Consider the following 25,485-nt stretch of genomic DNA (forward strand, 5'->3'; position numbering starts at 1 on the left):
TTGGCGCGTCCGCTTCTGGTCTCGGCCCTGATCGGTCAGGTCGTCGCGCCATTGGTGCGTATCGCGACCAGCTATCGCGCCACCGACTTGGACCTGAGCCCGCAACAGGTCCTGCTGCTTTCCTCGGCCTTTTCGGTGCTGCCGATGTTTCTGGCGGTGCGGATGGGGCGATACAATGACCTGCATGGCAATGGTCATGCGGCGATCATCGGTTCGGCGCTGGTGCTTTGCGCCTGCCTGATGCTGGTGTGGCCGGGCGGCAACCTGCTGTGGCTGGTCGCGGTCTCGATCGTGCTGGGTCTTGGCCAGACCTTCCAGTTGACGGGCCTGCAGGGCGAAATCGGCATGCTGCGCCTGCCCAGCCAGCGCAGCAGCATGGTCGGATCGCTGATGTTCTGGCAGGCCGTGGGGCAGGTCGCCGCGCCCCTGCTGCTGAGCCTGGTCGCGATCGGGCTGGGCCGGGACGCGCTTGGCCTGCTGTCGCTGCGCCTCGCGCTGGTTGCAAGCGCTCTGGCGGCTTTCGGCCTTGGGCTGGGGCTGCTGATCTGGCGCAACGCGGCGCCCCCGCGCGTGATCGGGATGGATGCGGCAAGGATGCGGCGTATAATCGCCGTGCCGGGCTTTCTGTGGGTGATCGTCGCGGGCAGCCTTTGCGTGGCGGTTCATGACCTCGTTCTGGTCTTCATGCCGGTGCTGGGCGTCGCCCGTGGGATCGCTGCGACCGAAGTGGGCGTTCTGCTGGCCATGTTCGCCATTGGCCAGATGATCTCGCGCGCCTGCTATCGTCGGGTGGTCCTGTGGTGGGGGCCGAGGCGGTTGATGTATGGGGCGGTGCTGGCGACGGCGCTCGCCTCCTCCGCTCTGGCCTTGCCGCTGGGCACGGTCGCGACCGGCGCGGCGCTTGGGCTGACGGGGCTGTCCATGGGCTTCGCGATCACCTCCTCGGTCTCGCTGACCATGGACCTTGCGCCGAGGGGTGCGCGCGCGACCAGCCTTGGCCTGCGCCTTGCGCTGAACCGGGCGGGACAGTTCCTGATCCCGCTGGCCTCGGGTGGTGCTGCGGCGGCGCTGGGACCGGGCGCGGTCTTTGCGCTGCTGGGCGCGATCCTCTGTGGCGTCGGACTGAGCGGGTCGCGACAAATGCTGCGAAAATGCTGAAAGGACTTTCATGAAACCCAAGATCCTCGTGCTGAACGGCTGCAACCTGAACCTCGTGGGGGTGCGCAACCCGACACTTTACGGCGGCGCGACGCTGGCCGATATCGAGCGCGTGACGCGGGCCAGTGCCGAAGCCATGGGCTATGCGTTGGATTTTCGTCAGTCCAATCTGGAGGGCGAGATCATCAACTGGATCCACGACGCCCGCGAATGGGCGGCAGGCGTGATCATCAACCCGGCCGCCTTTACCCAAAGCTCGCTGCCCATCGCCGACGCGCTTTCGGTGCTGAACTGCCCGGTGATCGAGTTGCATTTCGCCAATGTCCATCGCGATCCCGCCAAGGCGAACCGCCATCTGTCGCTGGTGCGCCCGGTCGTCACCGGCTTCATCGCGGGCTTTGGTCCCGAAGGTTATCTGCACGCCTTGAACGCCGTGCATCTGGCATTGAACCCGGTCGAGTTCGCCCTTGGCCGCGCAAAGGAGTAACGCATGAACATGAACGACAAGCCCATCGCGGTGGTGACCGGCGGGGCAGGGGGCATCGGGCAGGTGATCTGCAGGCTCTTGGCGCGCGAGGGCTGGCGGGTCGTCGTCTGCGATATCAACCTTGAAGGGGCGCAGGCCGTGGCCGCGGAATGCGGCGGGCACGCACGCCGGATCGACATTACCGATGCCGACGCGGTCGAAGCCACCGTCGAGCAGATCGAACAGGAGATCGGCCCGGTCGTCGCCGTCGCCCATTCCGCCGCCACCTTCGGAGAGTTGAAGCCGGTCGAGGAGGTCTCGCTCGCGGATTGGGACCGCATCACCTCGCTGGTCCATCGCGGCACCTATGTCGTCTCGGTCGCCTTCGCCAAACGGATGGCCCGGCGCGGCAAGGGTTCCTTCGTGGCGTTGTCGTCCTGGAACGGGGTCCGATCGGCAAGGATGCATGCCTATTGCAGCTCCAAGGCCGCGGTGAACCTGCTGATGGAGGGGATGGCGATGGAATGGGGCCGCAGCGGGCTGCGCTTCAACGCCGTCTCGCCCGGCGTGGTGATGACCGAGCGCGTGGCCGAGCGCATCCGCACCGGCACGCGCTATACCATGAACCCGATCGAGATGACGGCGCTTGGCCGGCTTGTGACCTCCGAGGAGGTGGCCGAGGCCGTGGCCTTCCTGATGTCGGACCGCGCCTCGGGGATTACCGGGGCGAACCTGCTGGTCGATACCGGGACCACGATCAGCCAGGCGTGGGGGCTGTTCGGCGGCGTGCCCGCGCCCCGCCCACAGGACGAAGGAGCCCCGGCATGAGTCACCCCCTTGGCATGGCCTATCTGACGCTGGGCGATCTTGATCCGATGGACATGGTCGTGGCTGCCGCCGAGGGCGGCTTTGGCGCGACCGGCCTTCGGCTGACCGGGCATCGTCCGGGCGATCCCTGGCCCCTCGACCCGAGCGATGCCGATCAGGTCTTGAGGCTGCGCGACCGGGCAAGGGCGGCGGGCATCCTGATCGCCAATGCCTGCACCTATCGCTTCACTCCGGATACCGATCCGAGTGACTATCTTGCGGTCCTGCGCGCCTGCGAGACCCTCGGCACGGCGACGATGATCGCAAATGCCGCCTGTGAGGATCAGGCGCTTGCCGCCCGCAATCTGGCGGCGGTTGCCGACATGGCGGCGGATCATGGCATTCGCATCGCCTTCGAGTTCATCCCGGTCAGCACCGTGCCCTCGCTGGGCGCGGCGCTGCGCCTGATCGAGATGACCGACCGCAGCAATGTCGGGCTGGCGATCGACGCCCTTCACCTGTGGCGCTCGGGCGGGCGACCCGAGGATCTGGCCGGGGTGCCGCCGGAGAAGCTGTATGTGGTTCAGCTTTGCGACGGTCCGCTGGCCCGTCCCGAGGGCGAGGCGCTTTACCATGAAATGCGGGCCGGACGGCTTTTGCCGGGCGAGGGGGAATTCGATCTGGCCGCATTGCTGCGCGCCATGCCCGCGGATGCCGAGATCGAGGCGGAGGTTCCCGATGACAGGCACGCGCATCTTTTGCCCGCCGCGAGGGCGGCGCGTGTCTGGCGCGCGACATCGGCGTTTCTGGAGCGGCAGCATCATGGGGCGACAGCATGAGCGCGGGACGCCTTCTGGGGCGCATCGACCCTCAGCGGGTGTGCATGATGGAACTGCCACCCGCGCCCGACGCGTTGCTCGCCGTCTTGCGGGCCATAGACGGCCCCTGCGAGCTGGTGTCGGATGCGCTGGACGATCTGGGCTTTGACAGCGTCATCGCGTCAAGCGAGCTGCGGCCGACGATCATCGGCGCAACGATGGTCGGACCCGCCATCACCCTTCGGAACCGCGCGCTAGCGGTCGATCCCTTCATCGCAGCGCGGGAGGGCCACGCCAACCGGCAGACCGATTTCGAGGCCCATGCCCTGACCCGGCCGGGCGACGTGCTGGTGATCGAAGGATGTCCGGGCATGTCCAGCCTTGGCGGGATCTCGGCCACGATGGGCAAGCGTCAAGGGGGGCTTGGCGCGGTCATCGACGGTGGGATTCGCGACGTCCGGCATTCCCGTGGGATCGGCTATCCGGTCTGGTGCCGCGAAACCACCTCGCGCACCGGACGCTGGCGGCAGGAAACCGTCGAGATCAACGGCCCGGTCACCGTGGCAGGGGTTCGCGTCGATCCCGGCGACATCATCTGCGCCGATGACAGCGGGGTCTGCGTCATCCCCCTCGCCCTGCTGGGTCAGGTGGTGACGCTGGTGCGCCGCCGGCTGGAAACGGACCGGGAAAGCCTTGAGTTTCTGGCCAGCGACCGCCCCCTGAACGAATTTCCCCGGCCCGACGCCGCGCGTTTTCGCGAATGATAAAGGCACCGCGACAGCGGTGCCCTTCATCTCTCAGGCGCGGCGGACATGGCCGAAGCGGTCATGCCCGGCATAGACCGCGCCGCGCGCGGCACCTGCAAAGATCTGCGCCCGCATCTGTTCCTCGATTTCGGCCACAAGCCCGGCATCCTCGATCAGGGCGCTCAGCTGGGCGCGCGGCAGCACGATCACTCCATCCTCGTCCCCGACCAGCCAGTCGCCGGGATGGATGGTTACCCGACCCGCCGGTCCGGCCCCGGCCAGCGGGATTGGCCGGTCGGTCGCGATGAAATGCCATGCGCCGCGACAGTTGCGGGGCGAGTGGCCCCGCGCCAGGGCCGGAAGTTCCGGATAATCGGCAGCATCGCGCAGGCGTCCATCGGTGATTACGGCCGCCGCGCCGCGCCTGCGCCATGCGCTGATCATGTTGCCCCCTGCCAGCGCCATATCGCAACCATTGGCGGGGCCGATCACCACGATGCTGCCCGGCGTCACTGCCGTGTCCACCGCGTCGATGGCAAGGCCCGGACCCGGTCCCGCCCGCCCCGACAGGCAGGCTGCCGGGCCGGCAAAGCGCCGCGCCATTGTCAGCGGGCGCAGGGCTGGCGACAGGACCTGATCAGGCAGGCCCGCCGCCTCCAGCGTGTCGCTGAGCAGGGCGACGGGAAGCTGACCCAATCGCGTGGCAATCGCGTTGATTGCGTCAGCCAACGCGGATGCCTGTCGCCTGTGCGACCGAGGCGAAGATCGCGTCATCCGCCTGCATCCGTGCAATGAAGCTTTCGCGGCTGTCGCCCACGATCTTCATCCCTGCCGCGGTTGCCTTCTCGACCGCCTCGGGGCGTTGCAGCGCCTTGATCGTCGCGGCATGGACCTGCGTCAGGATCTCTTCGGGCGTGCCCTTGGGGGCGTGCAGCGCATACCAGTTGTTGATCCGGTCGACATCGGCAATACCCAATTCGGCCGAAGTCGGAATGCCGTCGATCTCGGTCTCGCGCTCTTGCGACGCGGTGAACAGCGGCACAAGCGAGCCCGCGCGGATATGCGAGGCGGTGGTCGAAATGGCGTTGTTCGCCATCTGGATCTGGTTGCTCAGTAGGTCGGTCATGATGTCGGGCGAACCCTTGTAGTGGATCGCCTGCATGTCCAGCCCTTCGCGCAGCTTCAGCAGTTCCGCTGACAGATGGATATTGGCACCCGCGCCGGGAGTGCCATGTCGGAATTCACCGGGTTTGGACTTTGCCAAAGCGCTGAATTCCTGCCAGTTCTTCGGGCCCAGCGTCGCGGGAATCGTAAAGGTGAAGTTCCCGATCACCAACATGGTGATATGCTCAAGAATGTCGACCGGATTGCCCGGCACATTCTGGTGGGTATGGGCCGTGGCCATCATTCCCGAGCTTGAGCAGAACAGCACATGCCCGTCGGGATCGGCGTCGCGGGCATAGGCAAGCCCGATATTCCCGGCAGCCCCCGCACGGTTTTCGACAAGGATCGGCTGGCCCAGTTCCTGTTGCAGCACGGGCTGAATCAGCCGGGCGAAGAGGTCGTTTCCGCCCCCGGCAGCATTCGGCACCACGATGGTGACGGGCCTTGTCGCATAGGATTGAGCGCGCAGAAGGCCCGGCGCAGCCAGCAAGGCCCCCCCCGTGGCTACCGCCGAAATAAGAAAACGTCGGCGTCGTGCCGAATAGTTTGACATGGTTCACTCCTCCCCGAGTGTTCGACGATCGCCTGCGCCCTTTAGCACTTGGCTGGCGCAAGTCGAATGCAGCAAATCGTCTTTTTCGAGCAATTGCGGGGTCGACACTGGATGGTACGACGCGATGCGTCCAAGTGTATCTCTGCATGTCTGACCTACCGGAAAACTTTGGTGTCAGACGGGTACTTGGCTTGCGCTCTGCTTCGAACCAGCTCAAACGTGAAAGGATTAGGCGCAATTGCCGCCAGGCGAGCACGGCGACATGCGGCGCGACTTCCACACCGCCGCCGCCGATGTCGCCCGCGAGCTGGGGGATGCCCGTGGCGCCGCGTTGATGCAGCGCCCGGCGCAGGAGGCGCTGCTTCGAGCGGCGCCGCGACAATGATCGCCTGTCACGGCCCCTGCAGGCCATGTCGTAGGCGCTGCAACTGGATGGTCAGCTGGCCTTCCAAAGTGACGAACAGGCCGGACGCTTCGCCAGAGATCTGAGCACGCGCTATGGCAATGACCTGGTGTCACGGCTGCCAAGGGCGACGACCGCGCCTTGGCCACCCATATTCCGGATCCTGCGCAAATGCGCGACATCGCGCGGGCCAGCACCGCCGCCGCCGAGCAGCATGAGAGCATGGGCATGAGCCTGAAACAGGTCCCGGAGGCCAAGGCGCGGCTGTAGGATCTGGGAGCGGGTGAGGGCAGGCTCGAGGTGGAGAGACCTCCGTCCATCCCGCGCGAGGATCGTGATCGCGAACGGTAGGATTACAGCAGGGAAGGGCAGTCGATGGAGATCGATCAGGGAAAGATCGACGATTGCGCGCTCACCTTGCTCTTCTCGCGCTACGGGGCGATCCCGTTGCACACATGCCATCATTTCGCCGCGATGAAAGTGGTGGCTTTCATCTTGCCAGAAGCTGGGCATTCGATTGGGATAAGGGGATGTACGGAAAGCAGAAGGAAACTTACACATGTCCAAATCCCTGACCAAGGCTGAACTGATCACAGAGCTTGCCAGTCGCGCAGGTACGGACAAGAAGGCGGCTACCGCGATCATCGAGGCGCTCAGCGGATTGATCCATGACCAGGTGGTTGCGGGCGGTGCGGTCACCATCCCGGAAGTAGGCAAGATCTATTGCCGCGAGCGCGCAGCACGTACTGTACGCAATCCTTCGACCGGTGCGGCAATTGAGAAGGAAGCTGACCGTGCGGTGAAAATGACCTTTGCCAAAACGATCAAGGACAAGGTGAACGCCTGAGTTCGCGCGGAAACGCAAAAAGACGCGACGCGCGAGCGACGCGTCTCTCGAAGCCAGCATCTGCGTCTGGTTCCCAGCGCCGTGGCAGCCACGCCGAAAACTCTCGCAGGATAGCCAAACAGGGCGGTGAGCTGCCCACTGCACTGCGGCAACGCATACGCAGCATGATTGCGAAAGCGGCCGCTCAGACGGCGTGCAGCGGGACACGGGGCCTCACATCCCAGATCGCGCTGCAGCGAAAATTACAAGCAGTCGCTCAGGACAGCGCCACGAGCCGGGTGATAAGTCAAGACAGGGCGGAAAACCGTCAGCCGCGAAGCGGCATAGCGACCTCAGAGACTAGCACAACCTAACCGGACGCTTTCCCTGTGACTGAGAGCACGAACGTTCTTCTCGCAGCGGATCAGAATGGATTCCGGTGCATGTTTTCCCCAAAGACGGGCTTTCGATCCAGCGGGCGATATGACGTCGGTTTGCGAGGTAGCACAAGTTGCTACATCCAGCCATGTAGCGAGGGTTTCCTGACAAATCGCCGCATATCTCGAAAAAGCGCAGATTGCATAACCTTTACGGGATTCGACAGATCCGTCCGTGGCATCTGCTTTTCCAGAAGGACTGCCAAAACTGCCTCGGCTGTTTGTATATCGATAGCCAGTGATGAAAGATTTATGTCCTCTCCGGGCCGAAGATCGCACAGTAGACCAGTCCCGGTAGCAAGGCTTTCTCCAAAAGAGATAACGGTCTTCCCCAAAAGTGCACTTTCCAATAGCGTCGTAGAGTTTATGCCCATTACAAGACCGCATTCCGATAGACTCTGAAACATCGGCTTCTGGGGATTATCAACAACCACGCCCGGACGAGGCGTCAACTTTGGATCAGGGTACTTAGGGTGCGGTCTAACCCGCAACGTCATACCGGGTAATTTTTGCGCCAGATATCCGACGAATTCATCCATTGTGCGGAAAGGTGAATCTTGGACAATATTCAAGTCGCGCTCGTCCTGCAGAGGCACGAAGACCGGTAGAGACATATCTGGCGGCTGGATACGAAAAGTGGCATCATCAAACAAATGTCCGATTTGGGATTCCTGAATATAACCCGCTCTTGCAATCAAGAATTTTTCTCTTGCTGCTGTGTCGAGTTTGGAAAACTGAGAGAACCGTGTGCCGCACCGAGCATTCGTGCCTGTCATGTCGAAATACAACTTAGACTTCTGTGGAAACCAGCCCTGCTCAGAAAATATCATCTTTGCATTGGCTGAAGCCGCCATGGCAGTTGTAATTCGATCACCCGGTGACCACCCGTTCCAGCAGAATACGAAGTCCGGCGCAAAGCTTTCGAGGACATAGCCAAAGTGCCCATGGTCAGGCTGACACCATGTCGCCGCTTTTGGGAGATCCTCATGCATAGCTTCGGGATGGACGTAGAAATAGACTTGATGTCCGAGCGCCTGCATGGCCCGACCAAGACTGGCATAAAGTTGCGACACCATTTGCCATCGTGCGACCCGTTGTTCGGGCAGGATGCCCGCCCCGCTTACAAAAAGCAATCGCATGACATTATGGCTTTCGGCTTCTGATGACGCGCGCCGGACTGCCGACGGCAACGGAATAGGGTGGAATATCAGAATTTACGAAGGAATTTGCTCCGATAATTGAATGCGCTCCAATCCGGACATTCATAGCAACCGTCACATGTGCGCCGATCCAGACATCATTCTCGATCGTAATCGCCCCTGTTGTAAGCGGCTGCTTTGCAATCGGAACCGAGACATCCTCATACTGATGATTGGTGGAGACGATTGCGGCATATGGGCCGATGATTACGTCGTCGCCAATCTCTATTTTTCCAGAGCCTTGCAGCCAACTGCCAATGCCGATGACCGAATTGTTGCCGATGCGGATCGACCCATTATAGCGGCCCGACACCTCTAGCACAGCATTGTTACGAATATCGCTGTCGTTGGCGATTACAATCTCACCGCCCTGCTCGACATCGAGAACCGCGGTCTTCGCAATACGGCTTCTGCCAACGGTAATCATCGATTCTCCTTTAGACAATTTTTCTACAAAGCGGGCATTCTTGGACGGTTGATGCGACGTTCTCAGAATGGTCGCAAAAGGTTCGCGAGTTGCAAGATGGGCATAGTCCTGACATTCGAGAGCCGACAGAGATACTTGTCTTCTAAACAGCAGTTCATAAAGAAATCTATCCTGTGCCTCGTTGTCTATCGGGCGGGACAGGATTTTTGCAGCATCATCTGTGATGCGGGCCTCGATGACTGCTCCGCTGCCGGTGAAAAGACCGCGACCAAGCGCCACTGTATGCTTGCCGAGCATCGCCGCCTCTAACAGTACTGTGCTGTTGACCCCCAGTACATGGTCGGCCGCCAGGATCATCCGATCCAGAGATCCGGAGGTGATCAGACGAAAGTTCCGCCTAACGGGTACTGGCGGATATCCGCGTATACGTTCCTTGGGATGTAATTTCAGTGTCGCAGTGTGGTTCGGCGGCAACCAGCCTTCCAAAAAGCGAATAAATTCGGAATTGGTCTTAAAGGGTGCGCCGATACGAAAACTGGTATCGGTTTCAATCTGCAGTGGCACAAATATCTCATTTGTGTTTCTTATGGGACCGGTTACCCCCCCGCGCAAATGTCGAAACCTCCGCTTGGCATCGTGCAAGAGGTCCATCTGCGTCCGCGACAGACCCGGATAGCTGTATTCGACCAGAGAGCTGCGGCTGTTCGTGCCTGCAATGTCGAAGTACATGTGCTCCTGCTGAGGCAACCATGCTACCTCAAAGTAAAGTGTCCGATCTTGCATTCCGGTCGTTTCGATCGCGGCGAGGCTACCTTGTTGGTACTCAAATTCGCCGCCCCACAACATGATCCACGACGGAGCAAAATCTCCGATTAGCGCGGCCAGCTTAGAAGCCCGTAGATTTTGGGCAGCATGGATGCCCTCCAAGCTGTTCTCGCAATAGGTGTCCAAGCAGAAGAATTGAACATCAGGGATGCGTCTGATCCAATTTTGAATAATGAGATCGTCATCCAGAAAGATGGTTTCGGTGTCAGTAGGCGCCAGGCGAAAGCTGATGCGCGGTTCATAGGATATAGCAGCCTCATGACCGCCCTTCATCAGAGTCCGGGCAATGGCCGCCGCACGTGACAGGCGATGCTGGTTTGCTACTTCGAGATGAATGAGAAACCGTAGCGGCCCCGCATGGGAAGCACTGGACATGGAGCTGGCGAACACAAAGCTCTGGTCTCCGTTGGAGAGCGGTCTATTCATCCGCCACCTCATTTCCTGGTGCCTTATCCAAAAGGTGTCGCGACCAATAGCGTTCCAACTTGGTGACGTCTCCGAGAGTTACGGCCAGATCCTGCGCGGCCTTCGCGGTGCGGGTGATATCTTCTGGATGCTCTATCAACCAACGCAGCGTCCGCTCCCACAACCGCGGATCGTTCTCAAGAAGAAAGCCGTTCTCGCCATGGGTAATCACATCCATGTAGGGCGCGCGCAGGCTGTATAGTCCAACTGCACCAATCCTTGCATTGTCCAGAATTTTTACGAAGGACTTGCCCTGATTATAAGGTTTGCCCAGCAGAGGGGCCAAGGCGATATGCGCACGGGTCTCACCAACTGCGGTTTTGTAATCCTCCCATGGGACGTCCTTCTTGATCTCAATCCTAGCGTGTCCGCGCAGCGCCTCCGGTGCGGAGCGGCCCATCCATACGCCGACCCGCACATGATGATACCGATTGCAAAGAGCAACCAAGGCAGGCGAGATGAAAGCCAAATCATCCCGGTGCACCTGTGTCCCATGATACTCAATTCGAATTTCCGAAAAATCCTCAAGATGATCGAGATCCCCGCAGGGCGAAAGATAGGGCGGTGTCAGTAGGTCTGTTTTGTCGCTGGCATACACCTGCGCAAGTCGCTCCGAAGTGACGATCAGTCGGGAGCACAGATGAAGCAGGGTCTGAAATTCGCCATGTGCGACTCCAACCATACGTTGGCGATAGCTTGCGGGGATCATCCCCGGATCGTCCTCGGCCAGCGTGACGATATCGTCCATCACATAGAAGACATCAGCAAGGTGACGCCTGCGCTGCGACAGGCTGGCGATCCATTCGTCAGGCAGGTAGCGCGATACGATTACGCTGCAACCGCTGCTCAGCAGGGAAAGCCTTTTCGCCGGCGTAAGCTGTTCATCTCGTGTGTTGACGAGCCGCAGATCAATCTGCCCGGTCTCGGCCAGTCTGCGCAGCGGCGCCAAGATATAAAGCTCATCAGTCGGCGCCGCAAATGGCCGCAACAAAACGACACGAGGTCGCGCGATGCGGCGCCGGGTTGGTCCCTTCGTGGCGGGAGGGACGGTGAAAATCGGAAGTCTTTGACAGTTTAGCGCATCGCGGCAATGGCGCCACAAATCCCAGACCATTTTACGTTGACCCGGTATATCCGCCTCGATCACAAGACGACCCGGTTGATGCGAGATATCAATAACTGGATGCGTGCCGATAAATTCAGCAGGTATCCCGTTAACTGTCCAATTAGCCTCATGCGCGGCCGGTGCTTCCAGCTCCCACGGATCGACGGTATCGCTCGTAATAACATGTCCCTGTGTTGGGTCATCATGTCTTGGTTGCCACAGATCGTTGGTCTTGCCGTCAAGACACAACCATGCGCAGCCCGTGCCATCCTCCAGAAAAACATGAACATGAAGCAGCGCGGCCGTGCGGTCGACTGTCGCAAACCAGATCGTAATCGGGGCGGTAGGATTGCGACCTTCCAACCCTGTCATCGCCCCGATGCAAATGCCACCTTGATAGACGGCGATTGCCTTCACCCGCCGGTCCGCGCAGCGCGGCAGACAGATCAGCTTGTCTCCGTCCAGCTTTACCCACCCGGTCACCAATGGCGTGCGGGTCTGGCCCGACAGTTCCTCATTTCGCCACAATGTCAGAGATCGCCACCGCCGGGCGATACTCTGAGAGTCGACAATCCATATTTCCAACAGAAGCTCAGTCGGTAAGCCACCAATATCGATCCGACCTTCAAACCCGACCGGGTTCTGCGCGTCTCGCTTGCTTAGCACGTCAGGACGAAGGTCAAGAATAGTTAGTGGAAGGTCTCGGTTTCCTATTCTTAGTTCGAGTCTATGAAATTTCTTCGGATTCCAATCGATCCAGCCTTTAACCCACAGATCCACTCCAAAAAGCACCTCCCCATCTTGAATAGATTCTAGTGCTCCGCCAATCATGACGCTTGGTACGGGCCACAGCGTTAAATCTCGATCCGCCACCAAATATTGATAACGGCGCAGCTGCTTAGTCCCTTCGGCGAGGGTATCAATAGTCGAAGTTGTTAAATCATTAAGAGGCACCTGCAGTGCCATTTGTTGCTCAGCGAGTTCAATTCCGAATTCAATTAACTTTTCGGGCATTGCCGCTACCGGCATTGATCTCGCCGTTCGCGCTCCAAATCGCCTAATCTCAACATTCCCATTAGGCATCTTGCGCACCATAATTGATGCAAGCAGAAGCCATTCCGGCACGCCCAGCCCGACAATATCGGTTGGCAAGTGCCCATCATCCGTCAGCACAACCAGGATATCGACTCCAATATCCCGTAATAGTCGTTCGTTCCGCGCATTCGCTGAAGGGTTTTCTACCACTACCAGATCATCAGAACCAAAAATGGGAAATACCTGTCCATTTCGGAGTTCACCACGAATACTCAGACCTCGATGCCCACACCGATTCAAATCAGAAACGAGTGTTTCGGCAAAATCATTCGCCCTGGGTTGCAAGCTGGAAACATCCAGAAGTAAAAAATTCATTTTGACAGCATTCCAGAACGATTTGCTCTCTTACGCCTGCTTACACTGATCAGGTTTTTGGCGGTATTCAGCGGTGCCTGCAGAATGATACCAACAAACAAACGATGCCGTTTCATCAACCGGAAGAGTCCAGCAAGAGTTGGTCGCGCAGGATCAAAAAATTTCTTCTGGCGAGCTTGGGCGGTGCGAAGCTGCTTCAATTGTTCAGTTTCACGAGCTCGGGCGGAGCGAAGCTGCTTCAATTGCTCAGATTCACGAGCTCGGGCGGTGCGAAGTTGCTTCAATTGCTCAGATTTGACTTTTTGTTCCGCAACCGCGGTCCGCTGTGCATTTTCAAGCAAACCGATCTGGTTGTCTTTTTCCCGAAGAATATCGCCATAGGCTTGAAGGGTGACATTTGCGCGATTAAAGGACGAAAGGGTTTCTCTGTGAGATTTTTGCAGTTTCAGCAATTCATGCTCGCTGGTTTGCAACTGGTGGCTGATCTTGTTGAGCGTCTGCCTATTCTGCTCCGCGGTGATTTGTGCGGCGCGTTCCCTGACGGCAAACTGCCAGATTCCAAGGTTTCTAGGCGTTGAGTTGGCGCCGGGTGGAGCGGACAGTGCCTGTAATTGCCGAATGGCTTCTGATCTCTTGTGTAATTCTTGTTCGGCCTTCTCGTATGCTCTCTCCAGGTCGGAGGAATCTCTGCAGCCTGGCCTGTAGGATGGTTTAATCCGACAAACCGCAACCAGCGTCCGGCCATCACTATCCTCGCGTATTTCCTTATTGTCCTGATGATAAACGCGCTCGACAAGCAATCCGCAGCCAAGAGCCAGATCTTCAAGCTCGGACTTGACGAAATGGCGGATATGAAAGGGGTTCAACTCAATGCTGTGAGCAATACAGGACTCGTTTGGAACAGACAAAAGAACAGTCGCATTGGGCTTTGCCAGGGTCTGGATCTGGCGTAGGAAAAGTTCCGGTGATACCAGATGTTCAACGACCTCAAAGGCGACGATCAAATCGAATCTGTCCTCACCGGGGTTATGAACAAAGTTTAAATTGCCGACCTGATAGGACACGGAATCATGCGGCCAATTTGCGCGCGCCAAGCTAATCGCCTCGGCATCCCTGTCCACCGCTAGAACCGAAGCACCAGCATCAGCCAGAAGAACCGCGCCGTAGCCTATCCCGCAGCCCGCATCCATTACGCGCATTTCTGGGCTAACAAAAGTTGCCGCCCATTCGTATCGAGCCAGATGATCGTCACGTATGTTGTCCCTAGTGACACCGACCTGTCTCTCGCCGGTTCTGAGCAGTTTTTCCATCAGATTCGTAGCCCTACCCAACCCATATCGACGCAATTCTCCACTAACTAATTGATTACATCCATACGAAACGATGATCGCTTCCACTGAGCGTGAGAAAAGTGCGGGATGGCATGCCTGACCGGCCACACGGGTTCATCCCATTGCGGCGCTGAATGCGATAGACACTGGCATCCGACATACGAATGTCGTGATAGCGATCGAAATACCAGACGATCCTCCTCGGCTCCAAATGGTAGTTTCGGCGGAGGTGCAAGACCCTCTCCTAGATTTCTGCTGCAGTCCTGTTGGCCGGCTTCTTTGGGATGGGCTTTCGGTTGATTAAGCCTTGGTCACCCAGTTTTCGATAAGCCGCCTGCCATCGACGGAAACTAGCGCGGCCGATCCCAAAATAGCGCCAGGTTTTCTGGATGTTCCCGATTTCCGCCGCGTGGTGCATTTGTGAAGCTTAAGCTGAACCTCTCGGCGATCCTCTTTCATGCCAAACACCCTTTCTGTTTGCCATTTTCAAGAAGTGTGTCTCGTAAGATCCTACAATTCTACACGAGATGGGTCCTGACCCTAGATACGGAAATGGGTCATTCCGACTTTTCAAAACTACGTTTCAGATAGAAGGCCTTAGCGCATCTCAATCACGGCACGACGATGGACGTGAGGTCGACAGACTGCTCCGGTGGTATCTCCAATTCAAAAAAGGCCTGGTTGCGGGAGATACGCTCATCGTCCCAATCCCACCATTTTACAGCCAACATTTGCTCGATTACATCTGAAGCAAAGCGGAGCCGAATTACTCGTGCCGGGCAGCCTGCCGCTATCGCAAAGGGAGGTAAATCGCGTGTGACTGTAGCGCCTGCTGCAATAACCGCGCCGTGGCCAACGCTGACCCCGGACACCACATTCACCTTATCGCCAATCCAGACATTGTGTCCAATTTCGACGGGACCCTTGCTTTCGGCCGGCACCTTGAAACCGAAACGTTGATTAAGCCAAATTTGCTGATTCGGCATATCCGTCCGATGATTGCCCGAAATAAGAGAAACATACTGACCGAACGCACAATAGCTACCGATTCGGACATCTCCGCGCGCATTGAATACACCATTGATGCTGGTATATTTGCCGCATCGCACCTTACCTTTTATAATCCAGCTCCTAATCGGGCCCCGAATATTTCCGGAAGCTATCGAGGGTTGGCTGGATAAGTCATAAAAACTCTCAACTTCGCTCGGACTAAATATCATCTTGTGGACGTCATCACTTTTAGCCAATTGCCCTAAAATTTGCTAGCAAAGTTGCACGTCCCGCATATCGAAGCAAGCATGTCTTTTGCTCGCTTGCCGAGCTGCCAGCTACTGGTCTTACAAGGGCGTAGAATCACGATAGCCATTCGGGATCAATACCTTATAGCGTTCCGGCCGTCTCGAGGGATCGAGGGTGCGCTTGCCGCACTATTTGGATTGTCAGGCACCAGTCTGCTATCTTCAAAGCAATGACCCGCACCTCACGCGCTATGGCAGCAATGTCCGCTTCGCTGCGACCTCGTCGAAGATTTCGCTGTGCTACGGTTGAGCGTCCACTTCGACGCATGCGGCGCTGCGCCATTTGTCATGGCCGAGCGTCAGTTCTGGGCCGCATCGCAGACACTGTACTCAGGATTTCGCTGCGCGGTGCCTGAGCGGCGGCTAATGGGAACGCAGCGAAGCGGCGATACCCGATCTCGACCGGCAGGTTTGGGCCGCTTCGTCCCATATTCGGGTCTTCACTCGGTTCTGAATGCTCGGTGATCAGTGCCCTTCGGAGCCTCGGCAGGCCTGATCAGGTTAAGCTTCCAGGTGATCTAAACTCTGCGATACAGACTCTTCGCGCTCTTGACGTGACGCTGCAGGGCAATCTTGCTCACATGCCGTCTCAAGATGCGGCGCGCGGGAGAGGGTACAAACCCCGGCAGCTCCTTGGTGAAACCGAGGCCAAAGCCACCGCGTTTTGTAATGCAGCGCGTGGATGTTCGATCCTATTGGCGTGTGCGCAACGGCAGGGAGCGGTAGAATTGTCTCGGCAGACCGATGGAAAGTCCGGCGATGTTGAGGATTGCGCGATTATCGGGTGCGGGCCGGCAGGATTGATGGCGGCCATCTATCTTGCTCGGTTTCTGAGAAGCGTTTCGATCTTCGATGGTGGGAAAAGCCGGGCGTCCTGGATCCCGAGATCGCACAATCACGCAGGCTATCCGGATGGAATCGCAGGACAGGAGCTTCTTGCGCGAATGCGGCAGCAGGCTGAGCAATTCGGTGCGAAGGTCATCGAACAGCGTATCACTTCGATCGCGCGGAAGCGCGATGATTTCCTGCTCACCTCCGAAAGGGGAGAGAGGAAGTTCAGAACGGTGTTGATGGCGACCGGTGTCATCAATCGCAGGCCGCCGATCAATGACGCGGTTCATCAGTCCGCGATGGATGCGGGTTTTCTGCGCTATTGCCCGGTCTGCGATGCCTATGAGGTTAAGACCCAGAAGATCGCGCTGCTTGGCGCGGAGGGAGCCGGGCTTGCCGAGGCCTTGTTCCTCCGGCGGTATTCGGACTGTGTGACCTTGCTTACCCTCAAGGAAAGCGAGTTGCAGCCTGTCCATCAGGATGCGCTGGCAAAAGCCGGAATTGAGGTCGTAACGTCGCCGGTTGCCGCGTTCGATTTTTCATCTGGCGCCGCGGTCACCCTGATGAATGGCAAAACGCTTCGGTTCGATACGCTCTACCCTGCCCTCGGGACGGACCCGAATAACGATCTTGCCTTGTCGCTTGGTCTCGTCGTTTCCGGAGACAGGTGCCTGGTTGCGGACAGCCACCAGCGTCTTGGAATAAAGGGGCTTTATGCGGCTGGCGACATTCTGTCGTCGCTCGATCAGATCAGCGTTGCCATGGGGCAGGCAGCTATTGCGGCCACAACCATGCATAACGACATGCGCGACGAAGACGGCGAGACCTGGAAACCGGTCTAGGGCTCCAACGCAGCGCGTTCGGTAGCGGAACTGAAGACGAGCGAATACGCCCACCCGTGCGGCCAGGGGCGACAGGGTTATTCTTCCGACCTTCCAGCCGCCGCACGCCGATAGCCGACGCGTGCGACGAGATGGGCGGAAATATCACGTTGAGTCCCATGCGGACGGTTGCCGGCCAGCGGGATTGACCGGGCCGCACTGTCGGTTGTGCGGCCCGGATGGATCAACTCTCCTTCAGGCTCGCTTGCATCGAACGGAAGGGCCTGAACGAATTGGGGCGGGCAGTCACCCACCCGCAATTGGGGAAAGGCCCTGAACCCAAACCGGGCGTAATATCCTGGATCACCGACCAATGCCGCCCCTTTGCAGATTGCCCACAACCGAAGAAGTGCCTCGGCCATGAGGGCGCTGCCGATCCCCTGACCGTGGCGCGAAGGGTGAACGGCAAGAGGACCGATCAGGCCCCAGCCGGACACGGCCCCGATCCGGGCATTCGACGGGGCCAGATAGCCGATCAACTCGCCCCCGTCCTCGGCCACCAGCGACAGGCTAAGAGCATTGTCTGTCCTTAGCCTGTCAATAATGGCGGCCTCGGTCCCGGTGGCTTGCGGCAGCAGCTTCATGGCCTCGGTCACGACCTCGCTGATCGCAGGGCGGTCGCTGCCGGTTTCATTTCGGATCAGCATATTATGCTCCCTGATTGTCGAGTTGCGCGCGAACGGAAAGGCGTCCGCGTTTCCATAGGTGGTAGGGCCCGCCGGACCGGGATTCGATCAGCCGCTTGCGCCGCAACTTGTTGAATATGGTCATATCGAAATCGGAAAGGATCATCCCTTCGCGCGTGACACAGGTGACAGCGGTAATCTTGGGACCATCCTCGCGCTCGTGCAGGATACGGCCACCAAGAGCCAGAACGTGCAGCGCAAGTTGTTCATTTCTTGAGATATTCATGGAAGTCTGTGATAGACGTGAAAAAACGCCCTAGCGCAAATGCGCTCGGCGGCTTCGGTTTCACGCGGCTCTCTGAAATTCAGAAAGCCTTATCACACAAGCTCTGACATCCAGTCTCCGTTGTCCGGGCGACGAACCCCGCCGTCACCCGATGGATAAGATAGGCAATGCAGAGACGGATCTCAACCCGGCGTCCTTGCAGGCGGCAGGTTTGTTCGCTGCGCAGACGATCATCGGTTCGACATGCTGCGCCCGTCTCGAATGGCTGCTGCGAGGAATGCCGTCGCGCGACATCGGCAAGGCTCGACCGACTGCATAGGGCCGGCGAAGTCGATGGCTGCGGAGCGCGCCGTGTGTTTTCTATCTGCGGATCATTTGGCTCCGGATAGCTTCGAGTCGCGTAACTTGAACAAGGCCATGCCCAGAGAAATGCCTAACCCGCCCAACGCTCTGCCCACAGGGAAGCGCCAGTGTCTCACCTTTGAAAAAGCATCGAAATCCCGGTTCTCCCCACAAAGCGCACCTGCGATGATCTCGGCCATGATATGTGACGTGGCAATGCCATGGCCTGAATATCCCTGAGCATAGAACACATTGGAATCGAGGCTGCCCAATTGTGGAATGCGATTGATGGAAATGCCGTCCTGGCCCGACCAGGCATAGTCGATACTCACGCCTCTCAGTTGCGGGAAGGTGCGCTCGATCGCCGGGCGCATCCGCTCGTCCAGATCTTGGCTGTCACGGCCGGAATAGTTGGTGCCGCTACCGAAGATCAGCCTGTGATCGGCGGTCAGACGATAGTAGTCCAGCACGAAGCGGGTATCGTAAAGCGCATAGTCCCGGGGCAGGATCTGCTGAGCCACCGCCTCGGACAAGGGTTCGGTCGCCACGATCCCGAGCGATGCCGGGAAAAGCCGCCCGGCCAGCCGTGACCGCCCGAAATCATGCAGGAAATTCCCGGCGATCAGCACCTTGTCGGCCGTGATCCGTCCCCCGGCGCATTGTAGCACGGGGCGCGGGCCATAGGTGATCCGGTCGACCTTGGTACCGGTGAAGATCCGCGCGCCCAGGCTTTCCGCCGCCATCGCCTCTCCTTGGCAGAGGTTCAGCGAATGAACGTGCATGTTACGGCGGTTGACCAGCCCGGCGGGGTAGATGTCGGTCCCGACATATTCGCGCAACGCGGCACCGCGAACCAGTTCCACCTCGTCGCCCATGCCGTGGGCCACAGCCCGGGCATGGGTCGCCTCCAGCCCCGCGACATGCGATTCCTGCCAGGCGGCCTCGACCTGGCCATGTTTCAGATCACAGGCGATGCCGTATTTCCCCACACGGTTTCGGATGATGTCATGCCCGCGCCAGCGCAGAGCCCATACGAAGTCCTTTGCCCCATCCCCCAGAATTCGGGTGAACTGGCGCTCCATTGCGGTATCCCCGGAAAGCGAGCCTGTGATCTGCCCACCATTCCGACCGCTGGCGCCCCATCCGATCCGGTTGGCCTCTACCAAAGCGACAGAACGACCACGCTCGGCCAGTTCGACCGCTGCGGCCACGCCGGTGAAACCACCGCCGATGATGGCCACATCTACTGTCAGATTCTCAGCGAGCGCGGGCCAAAGGGGAACGGGGTTGGCGGTGGCAGCATAGTAGGAGCCGGTATGAGGAAGGGTCAAAGAGGTCATTTCAGGCCCTGATCTAGTTGGATCGGTGGCATCATAGGGCCAGCCGATAGGTCTTCATTTCAAAATCGCTGACATGGGCGGCAAAGACCTCTTGCTCCTGCTGCTTGCAGGCTGCGAAGGCTGCCACGAAGTCGGGATGCAGGATCTGGCCCACAAGGTCTACGCGTCGGAAGCGTTCAAGCGCATCGGGCCAGTCCTTCGCGATCCGGGGCTGGTCCTCGACATGCGCGTTTGTGCTGATCGGCGGCGGCGGGCTCAGCTGCTGCGTGATGCCATGCAACGCACCGCCAAGGATGGCGGCCAGCACCACGAAAGGATTGGCATCCGCACCAGAGACCCGATGTTCGATGCGTCGCGCGACATCAGGCCCTGCGGGGATACGCAATGCGCTGGTGCGGTTCTCATAGCCCCAGCCAATCCGGGTCGGGGCCAGCCCGCCGGGGGCCAGGCGGCGATATGAGTTCAGATGCGGCGCGAAGGCCAGGCTTAGATCGGCAAGCGTGGCCAGTTGCCCGGCCACCGCATGGCGCAGCATCGCCGAGCCTTCGGGCGTGCCGTTGCTGAAGATATTCTGCCCCTTGGCATCCAGAACCGAGAAATGCACATGCAGCCCGCTGCCGGCATGATCCCCGAACGGTTTGGCCATGAAGCTGGCCTCATGGCCATGGCGACGCGCGGCGTTGCGGATGATCTGGCGGAAGAACAGGGTGTCCTCGGCCGCCTTCATCGCATCGGGTTGATGCACCAGATTGAATTCAAACTGGCCGGGCGCACCTTCGGCGGTCGCCGCCTCAACGCTGATCCCGCAGGCGGCAGCCACAGCATAGACATCGTCCAGAAACGCACTCATCCCTGCAAGTTCAGAGATGGCATAGATGCTGTCACTGCCTGATGTCGCCGCGGCCGGATCCGTCAGATAGAATTCGACCTCTGTGGCGACCACGGGTGTCAACTCAAGCGCGGCATAGCGGGCCAACACCGCGGCCAACAGATGACGCGCATCGCCCAGGTAAGGGCTGCCATCCTCGCAGGTCATCCACAAAGGCAGTAATGGAAAGGGGTTGCCCGGCCAGCCCAGATCCAGCAGGCCACGCCCGGTGGGCAGGCAGCATCCGTCCAGATCACCCCGCTCCAGCGTAAGGCGGGTTCCGGCGACATCAGTGCCCCAAATGTCGACCCCGATTGAGGACAGCGGCATCCGCGTGCCAGCTGACAGAACCTTGCTGAGGTGCGAAAGCGGCAGGCGTTTGCCGCGCAGGATGCCGTTCATGTCGAAGATCGCAGCGTAGAAAGCCGCCGGATCACCGGTGTGTAACCCGGCCGATCGCGGGGCGGTCAGAGTCGTGCGCAATGTCATGTCGCAATGTCCTGGAAAGGTTCGGGAATAGCCCCGCAACGGCCTGCGCCGCGAGGCTCAGGCCGGGAGAGGGACGCAGGCGAGGGCAGTCGGGGTGCCGCTCAGGGCGAGAACATGCCGCCGTTCACATGCAGGATCTGGCCCGTAACATACGCCGAGGCGGGTGAAGCCAGGAACAGCGTTGGCCCGACCAGATCCTCAGGTCGGCCAAGACGACCCATCGGGATAGTTTTTTCCATGGCCGCCATGCGTTCCGGCGGCGTCGCGGAATGGAAGGGCGTGGCGATGGCCCCGGGCGAGATCGCATTCACCCGGATGCCGCGCCCCGCCAAGTCGCGGCCCATATGCCGCGTCAGATTGTGAATATAGGCCTTGGCGCTGGCATAATGGCCCGAGCCGCTGCCGCCGCCATCATTGCCCGCGACTGAACCCACATTGATGATCGCGCCGCCGCCGCGCCGCTCCATATGCGGAATGGCGGCCTGTGAGGCTTCGATCACCGAGCGCACGTTCAGGTCCATGGCCTGCTGGTAAAGGTCAAGGTCGAGATTGGCAAATGCCTCACGCCGGATCATGGCACCAGCGTTGTTGAACAAAACGTCCAGACCGCCAAGCCCGGCGGCGGCGGTATCGACGACCTGCCGGGCGGCGCCCTTTTGAGACAGATCTCCCTGCACTGCCAGTGCCGACCCGCCCGCAGCGGTGATTTCGGCGACCAGCGCCTCTGCCGCAGCCTTGCCGGAATTGTAGTGGACGGCAACATTGGCGCCCGCCTCAGAAAATGTCTTTGCAACGGCGGCGCCGATGCCGCTGCTGCCGCCGGTGATCAGCACCAGTCGATTGGTGAAATCGAACATGTTTGTTCCTTGCAATGTCATGATTCAGCCTGTTGCCCGGCCTTGCGCGCCGCCAGCACATCGGTCAGCCAGTCCGGGCGCATTTCGGGGGTCGAGCCGAGCAAAAGCTCGGTGTAGGGATGGTGCGGGGGTGACAGCACTTCGGCCCTAGGGCCGGATTCGACGATCCGACCACGGTTCATAACCACGACTTCGTCGGCGATGGCCCGCACTGTTGAGATGTCATGGGTGATGAAGAAATAGCTGATCCCCAGTTGCGCCTGCAGATCCAGCAACATCCGGAGAATTCCTTCCTGCACCAACTGGTCCAGTGCTGAGGTGACCTCGTCGCAGATCATCAGCTCGGGGCCTGCGGCAAGGCCGCGCGCGATATTGACGCGCTGTTTCTGACCGCCCGACAGTTCGGATGGCAGCCGGTCGGCATAGCGCGGGCCAAGCTCAATCATGTCCAACAACTCGTTTACCCGGGCGGCCGTCGCCCGTCCTCGGAGTCTGTGAAACAGTTCCAGCGGTCGGGCGATCAGTTCGGCGACGGTCTGCCGCGGGTTCAGCGCGGTATCGGCGGATTGATGGACCAACTGAATACGCCGCCGCAGATCACGGCTGCGCAGGCGCAGAGCAGGCGGCAACGACTGGCCGTCCAGCGTGATGCGCCCGGCTGTGGGCACGTTCAGTCCGGCGATCACCCGACCTAGCGTAGATTTGCCAGAACCAGATTCACCCACCACGGCCAGGGTACGCCCGCGCGGGATGGTCAGCGTGATGCCCTCAAGCGCCTTGGCACCATTACGGCCGTAACTGAAATCCAGTCCCTCGATGGTCATCAGCGGCGCGGCGGCGCTTGGCTGGTCGGGCTTGACGAGTTCGCGCACCGCCCAAAGCGAGCGTGTATATTCCTCTTGCGGTGCCGCAAGAATCGCGCTGGTCGGGGCTTCCTCAACGAGACTGCCATGTCGCATGACCATGATGCGATGGGCCATCTGGGCCACCACCGCCAGATCATGCGTGATGTAGATCGCGGCGGTGCCACGGGCCTCGACCGCCTCGCGGATCGCGGCCAGAACCTCGACCTGGGTGGTCACATCTAGTGCAGTGGTCGGCTCGTCGAACACAATCAAATCTGGCCCACAATGCATGGCCATCGCAGTCATGACCCGCTGCAATTGTCCGCCAGATACCTGATGCGGATAGCGCGTGCCGATTGTGTCGGGCTTGGGCAACTGCAATCGGCGATACTGCGCCACCGCCACTTGACGGGCCGTCTGCAGCGGCATGAGGCGATGCTGCACGGCGGTTTCAACGGTCTGTGGCAACAATGCATGAGCTGGATTGAACGAGGCGGCAGCACTTTGCGCCACATACGAGATACGGCTCCCGCGAAGTTTGAGCCGATCGCTTTCCGGTAGAGCCAGCAGGTCGATGCCGTCAAAGCGCACGCTGCCGCCCGTAATGCGGCATCCAGGCCGGATGTGGCCAAGTGCCGCCAGCCCGAGTGTGGATTTCCCGGCGCCGGATTCTCCGACCAGCCCCAGCACCTCGCCGCGCCGCAAGGTCAGATCAACGCCATGCAGCAGCGTGGACCATTGGCCATCGCTTTCGCCTTCAATCCGCAGGCCACGGATCTCAAGCAGGTGTCCTGTGTCACTGGCCATTTCGCAACCCGCTTGCCTTGTCGAGGAACCAGTCCACGATCAGATTGACCGAGATCGTCAGCACAGCAATTGCGCCGGCGGGGATGAACAACGTCAGATTGCCATAGGCGATCAGCGCCGAGGCTTCGCGCACCATTGACCCCCAGTCGGCCGTGGGCGGCTGGATCCCCAGACCCAGGAAGGACAGGGCCGAGATCGTCAGAAAAGCAAAGCAGAAGCGCAGCCCGAATTCTGCAACCAGCGTGGGCATGATGTTCGGCAGAACCTCGCGCCGGATAATCCAGGGCAGCCGTTCGCCACGCAGATGGGCAGCCTCGATGAACTCCATCGCCGCCACATTCATCGCTACCGAGCGCGAGACCCGGAACACCCGCGTGCTGTCCAGCAGTGCGATGATCAGGATCAGGTTCGGGATCGACGACCCGGCAATCGATAGCAGGATCAACGCAAAGATAAGCTGCGGGATCGCCATGATCACGTCGACAAGGCGCGAGATCAGCTGATCTACCCATCCACCCAGCACGGCCGAGATGACACCGACGAGGCCGCCGACCGTGAACGAGATGAGAGTTGTTGCCAGCGCTATGCCCATAGAATTGCGCGCACCATAGATGAGGCGGCTGAACTGATCGCGGCCCAGTTGATCCGTGCCCAATAGAAAGGTGCCATCCGGCGGCGCATAGGGGATGGACGAGGCCACCTGAGCCTCGCCGAACGGCGCGAGGAAGGGCGCGAACAGCGCCACCAGCAAATAGATCAGCACCACAATCATGCCGATCCGTGCCGCGAGCGATGCGCTGGCGATGGACAGAGACCTGCGCCGCCGGGAGACTGCAGGTGCGCCTTGCGAATTATTTTGCATGAAGCAACCTCGGGCTGGTTGCGATGGAGATGATATCGGCCAACAGATTCAACAGGATGTATGTTGCGGCAAAGATCAGGGTGCAGGCCTGCACGACGGGGATGTCACGGTTGCGCACGGCGTCAACCATGGTTTGTCCAATTCCCGGATAGACAAAGACCACCTCTGTGACCACGACGCCCACCACGAGATAGGCGAGGCTGAACGCAATGACATTGACGATGGGTGCCAGGGCATTCGGCAGGGCATGGCGCAGGATCACGCGCCACGGCCGCACACCTTTCAGCCGTGCCATCTCAATATAGGGGCTGGCCAGCACACCGATGATCGCCGCGCGCGTCATGCGCATCATATGTGCGATGATCACCAGCGACAGGGTCAGCACCGGCAGGGCCACCGCCTGCAGCTTCTCAGTCAGGTCCATTCCCGGCGACAAGGTCGACATGGCGTAGAAGGCAGGTAACTTGACCGCCAGCACAAGGATCACAAGATAGGCGACCAAGAACTCCGGCATCGCGACGGTGGACAGGGTGGCAGCATTCACGATGCGGTCAAAGCGGGTGTTGCGGTAGAGCGCTGCCATCAACCCCAAGAGGAGCGCGACGGGCACAGCAATGGCGGCGGTGATCGCGGCCAGAAACAGGGTATTCGCCAGGCGGGGCAGCACGATGTCGCTGACTGCGCGCGGTGTGAAAGCTCGACCCGCGAAAGAATGGCCCAGATCGCCTCGCAGCACCCCACCGATCCAACCGAGATAGCGTTCTGCCGGAGGCAGGTTCAGGCCCAGTTCGTCACGAAAGGCTTCGACGGTTTCTGGCGTCGCATTGCGACCAAGGACCGAGGTGGCGAAATCCCCGGGCAGGAACTCCAGCGCCGAAAACACCACCACCGATACGGCGAAAAGTGCGATGCCACCCAGAGCAAGACGTTGCAAAATGGTTCGGATGAGCGGATGCATGGCCTGTCTCTGATAGGTGGGCAAAGGGTGGGGCAGTTCCCGGCGCGGGGCCGGA

At 59.8% G+C, this 25,485-nt stretch carries 23 protein-coding genes; 8 read left to right on the forward strand and 15 right to left on the reverse strand.

All coding sequences use genetic code 11. The features are described from left to right. The 5 genes from GL300_RS22770 to GL300_RS22790 are packed head-to-tail and all read left to right on the forward strand — an operon-like array spanning position 1 to position 4,013. Positions 1-1,158, forward strand: a complete 1,158-nt coding sequence (locus tag GL300_RS22770) for an MFS transporter (protein ID WP_170297787.1) — start codon at positions 1-3, stop codon at positions 1,156-1,158. 10 nt (positions 1,159-1,168) lie between these two features. Next, positions 1,169-1,645, forward strand: coding sequence for a type II 3-dehydroquinate dehydratase (locus tag GL300_RS22775; RefSeq protein ID WP_155041982.1), 477 nt, complete (start codon positions 1,169-1,171; stop codon positions 1,643-1,645). A 3-nt stretch (positions 1,646-1,648) separates the two neighbouring features. Continuing rightward, positions 1,649-2,452, forward strand: coding sequence for an SDR family NAD(P)-dependent oxidoreductase (locus GL300_RS22780; protein ID WP_155041983.1), 804 nt, complete (start codon positions 1,649-1,651; stop codon positions 2,450-2,452). Further along, positions 2,449-3,270 carry a sugar phosphate isomerase/epimerase family protein gene (locus tag GL300_RS22785; protein WP_155041984.1) on the forward strand — a complete coding sequence of 274 codons (822 nt, stop codon included), beginning with the start codon at positions 2,449-2,451 and terminating at the stop codon, positions 3,268-3,270. Before GL300_RS22780 ends, GL300_RS22785 begins: the two co-directional genes overlap by 4 nt. Beyond that, complete coding sequence (locus GL300_RS22790) at positions 3,267-4,013, forward strand: RraA family protein (RefSeq protein WP_155041985.1); 747 nt, start codon at positions 3,267-3,269, stop codon at positions 4,011-4,013. Before GL300_RS22785 ends, GL300_RS22790 begins: the two co-directional genes overlap by 4 nt. 33 nt (positions 4,014-4,046) lie before the next feature. On the opposite strand, the gene GL300_RS22795 is transcribed toward GL300_RS22790, so the two are convergent. Together GL300_RS22795 and GL300_RS22800 are read right to left on the reverse strand one after the other, a co-directional pair. Then, a complete protein-coding gene (locus GL300_RS22795; protein WP_170297788.1) occupies positions 4,047-4,724 on the reverse strand; it encodes an RraA family protein in 678 nt (225 codons plus the stop codon). Next, positions 4,717-5,649 (reverse strand): Bug family tripartite tricarboxylate transporter substrate binding protein, encoded by a 933-nt coding sequence (locus GL300_RS22800; protein ID WP_170297789.1) that lies wholly within the window; start codon positions 5,647-5,649, stop codon positions 4,717-4,719. The genes GL300_RS22795 and GL300_RS22800 overlap by 8 nt, the downstream gene beginning before the upstream one ends. A gap of 607 nt (positions 5,650-6,256) precedes the next feature. On the opposite strand from GL300_RS22800, the gene GL300_RS27205 reads away from it, so the two are divergent. Further along, positions 6,257-6,385 (forward strand): hypothetical protein, encoded by a 129-nt coding sequence (locus GL300_RS27205; protein ID WP_281353202.1) that lies wholly within the window; start codon positions 6,257-6,259, stop codon positions 6,383-6,385. Positions 6,386-6,674: 289 nt separating this feature from the next. After that, the gene (locus GL300_RS22805) at positions 6,675-6,962 is read left to right on the forward strand and encodes an HU family DNA-binding protein (RefSeq protein WP_155041988.1); all 288 of its coding nucleotides are present in this window, start codon (positions 6,675-6,677) and stop codon (positions 6,960-6,962) included. Between the two features lie 493 nt (positions 6,963-7,455). Here the strand turns inward: GL300_RS22805 and GL300_RS22810 are convergent, their stop codons facing one another. From GL300_RS22810 to GL300_RS22830, 5 genes are all read right to left on the reverse strand, one after another. Further along, the gene (locus GL300_RS22810) at positions 7,456-8,517 is read right to left on the reverse strand and encodes a hypothetical protein (RefSeq protein WP_155041989.1); all 1,062 of its coding nucleotides are present in this window, start codon (positions 8,515-8,517) and stop codon (positions 7,456-7,458) included. A 4-nt stretch (positions 8,518-8,521) separates the two neighbouring features. Then, the gene (locus GL300_RS22815) at positions 8,522-10,255 is read right to left on the reverse strand and encodes a capsular polysaccharide export protein, LipB/KpsS family (RefSeq protein WP_170297790.1); all 1,734 of its coding nucleotides are present in this window, start codon (positions 10,253-10,255) and stop codon (positions 8,522-8,524) included. Continuing rightward, positions 10,248-12,809 (reverse strand): glycosyltransferase, encoded by a 2,562-nt coding sequence (locus GL300_RS22820; RefSeq protein ID WP_155041991.1) that lies wholly within the window; start codon positions 12,807-12,809, stop codon positions 10,248-10,250. The genes GL300_RS22815 and GL300_RS22820 overlap by 8 nt, the downstream gene beginning before the upstream one ends. After that, positions 12,806-14,119: a class I SAM-dependent methyltransferase gene (locus GL300_RS22825; protein ID WP_155041992.1), complete on the reverse strand. Its 1,314-nt coding sequence runs from the start codon at positions 14,117-14,119 to the stop codon at positions 12,806-12,808. Before GL300_RS22825 ends, GL300_RS22820 begins: the two co-directional genes overlap by 4 nt. A 632-nt stretch (positions 14,120-14,751) precedes the next feature. Next, positions 14,752-15,360 carry a DapH/DapD/GlmU-related protein gene (locus GL300_RS22830; RefSeq protein ID WP_155041993.1) on the reverse strand — a complete coding sequence of 203 codons (609 nt, stop codon included), beginning with the start codon at positions 15,358-15,360 and terminating at the stop codon, positions 14,752-14,754. Between the two features lie 806 nt (positions 15,361-16,166). Between GL300_RS22830 and GL300_RS22835 the strand changes: the two genes are divergently transcribed. After that, a complete protein-coding gene (locus GL300_RS22835; RefSeq protein ID WP_211595350.1) occupies positions 16,167-17,111 on the forward strand; it encodes an NAD(P)/FAD-dependent oxidoreductase in 945 nt (314 codons plus the stop codon). Between the two features lie 77 nt (positions 17,112-17,188). Here GL300_RS22835 and GL300_RS22840 read toward each other — a convergent pair whose 3' ends face one another. The 8 genes from GL300_RS22840 to GL300_RS22875 all read right to left on the reverse strand — a co-directional run bounded on the left by GL300_RS22840 (position 17,189) and on the right by GL300_RS22875 (position 25,430). Further along, a complete protein-coding gene (locus tag GL300_RS22840) occupies positions 17,189-17,797 on the reverse strand; it encodes a GNAT family N-acetyltransferase (protein WP_155041994.1) in 609 nt (202 codons plus the stop codon). A gap of 1 nt (position 17,798) precedes the next feature. Continuing rightward, complete coding sequence (locus GL300_RS22845; protein WP_155041995.1) at positions 17,799-18,062, reverse strand: YjhX family toxin; 264 nt, start codon at positions 18,060-18,062, stop codon at positions 17,799-17,801. 371 nt (positions 18,063-18,433) lie between these two features. Further along, positions 18,434-19,744 carry an NAD(P)/FAD-dependent oxidoreductase gene (locus GL300_RS22850; protein ID WP_155041996.1) on the reverse strand — a complete coding sequence of 437 codons (1,311 nt, stop codon included), beginning with the start codon at positions 19,742-19,744 and terminating at the stop codon, positions 18,434-18,436. A 31-nt stretch (positions 19,745-19,775) separates the two neighbouring features. Continuing rightward, complete coding sequence (locus GL300_RS22855; RefSeq protein WP_155041997.1) at positions 19,776-21,101, reverse strand: glutamine synthetase family protein; 1,326 nt, start codon at positions 21,099-21,101, stop codon at positions 19,776-19,778. A 101-nt stretch (positions 21,102-21,202) separates the two neighbouring features. Further along, positions 21,203-21,958 carry an SDR family NAD(P)-dependent oxidoreductase gene (locus GL300_RS22860; RefSeq protein WP_155041998.1) on the reverse strand — a complete coding sequence of 252 codons (756 nt, stop codon included), beginning with the start codon at positions 21,956-21,958 and terminating at the stop codon, positions 21,203-21,205. A gap of 17 nt (positions 21,959-21,975) precedes the next feature. Continuing rightward, positions 21,976-23,610, reverse strand: coding sequence for an ABC transporter ATP-binding protein (locus GL300_RS22865; RefSeq protein ID WP_155041999.1), 1,635 nt, complete (start codon positions 23,608-23,610; stop codon positions 21,976-21,978). After that, complete coding sequence (locus GL300_RS22870; RefSeq protein ID WP_155042000.1) at positions 23,600-24,472, reverse strand: ABC transporter permease subunit; 873 nt, start codon at positions 24,470-24,472, stop codon at positions 23,600-23,602. Before GL300_RS22870 ends, GL300_RS22865 begins: the two co-directional genes overlap by 11 nt. Further along, positions 24,462-25,430 (reverse strand): ABC transporter permease, encoded by a 969-nt coding sequence (locus GL300_RS22875; protein WP_155042008.1) that lies wholly within the window; start codon positions 25,428-25,430, stop codon positions 24,462-24,464. Before GL300_RS22875 ends, GL300_RS22870 begins: the two co-directional genes overlap by 11 nt. Positions 25,431-25,485 lie beyond the last annotated feature (55 nt).

It is taken from the genome of Paracoccus litorisediminis (assembly GCF_009711205.1).
In the GTDB taxonomy this organism is placed as follows: domain Bacteria; phylum Pseudomonadota; class Alphaproteobacteria; order Rhodobacterales; family Rhodobacteraceae; genus Paracoccus; species Paracoccus litorisediminis.

Coding starts and splice junctions, on each gene's coding strand:
- GL300_RS22825 (WP_155041992.1), bottom strand. CDS start 14,119: ATGGAAAAACTGCTCAGAACCGGCGAGAGACAGGTCGGTGTCACTAGG.
- GL300_RS22805 (WP_155041988.1), top strand. CDS start 6,675: ATGTCCAAATCCCTGACCAAGGCTGAACTGATCACAGAGCTTGCCAGT.
- GL300_RS22780 (WP_155041983.1), top strand. CDS start 1,649: ATGAACATGAACGACAAGCCCATCGCGGTGGTGACCGGCGGGGCAGGG.
- GL300_RS22845 (WP_155041995.1), bottom strand. CDS start 18,062: ATGAATATCTCAAGAAATGAACAACTTGCGCTGCACGTTCTGGCTCTT.
- GL300_RS22785 (WP_155041984.1), top strand. CDS start 2,449: ATGAGTCACCCCCTTGGCATGGCCTATCTGACGCTGGGCGATCTTGAT.
- GL300_RS22810 (WP_155041989.1), bottom strand. CDS start 8,517: ATGCGATTGCTTTTTGTAAGCGGGGCGGGCATCCTGCCCGAACAACGG.
- GL300_RS22815 (WP_170297790.1), bottom strand. CDS start 10,255: ATGAATAGACCGCTCTCCAACGGAGACCAGAGCTTTGTGTTCGCCAGC.
- GL300_RS22875 (WP_155042008.1), bottom strand. CDS start 25,430: ATGCATCCGCTCATCCGAACCATTTTGCAACGTCTTGCTCTGGGTGGC.
- GL300_RS22830 (WP_155041993.1), bottom strand. CDS start 15,360: ATGATATTTAGTCCGAGCGAAGTTGAGAGTTTTTATGACTTATCCAGC.
- GL300_RS22865 (WP_155041999.1), bottom strand. CDS start 23,610: ATGGCCAGTGACACAGGACACCTGCTTGAGATCCGTGGCCTGCGGATT.
- GL300_RS22775 (WP_155041982.1), top strand. CDS start 1,169: ATGAAACCCAAGATCCTCGTGCTGAACGGCTGCAACCTGAACCTCGTG.
- GL300_RS22790 (WP_155041985.1), top strand. CDS start 3,267: ATGAGCGCGGGACGCCTTCTGGGGCGCATCGACCCTCAGCGGGTGTGC.
- GL300_RS22855 (WP_155041997.1), bottom strand. CDS start 21,101: ATGACATTGCGCACGACTCTGACCGCCCCGCGATCGGCCGGGTTACAC.
- GL300_RS22840 (WP_155041994.1), bottom strand. CDS start 17,797: ATGCTGATCCGAAATGAAACCGGCAGCGACCGCCCTGCGATCAGCGAG.
- GL300_RS22820 (WP_155041991.1), bottom strand. CDS start 12,809: ATGAATTTTTTACTTCTGGATGTTTCCAGCTTGCAACCCAGGGCGAAT.
- GL300_RS22860 (WP_155041998.1), bottom strand. CDS start 21,958: ATGTTCGATTTCACCAATCGACTGGTGCTGATCACCGGCGGCAGCAGC.
- GL300_RS22870 (WP_155042000.1), bottom strand. CDS start 24,472: ATGCAAAATAATTCGCAAGGCGCACCTGCAGTCTCCCGGCGGCGCAGG.
- GL300_RS22850 (WP_155041996.1), bottom strand. CDS start 19,744: ATGACCTCTTTGACCCTTCCTCATACCGGCTCCTACTATGCTGCCACC.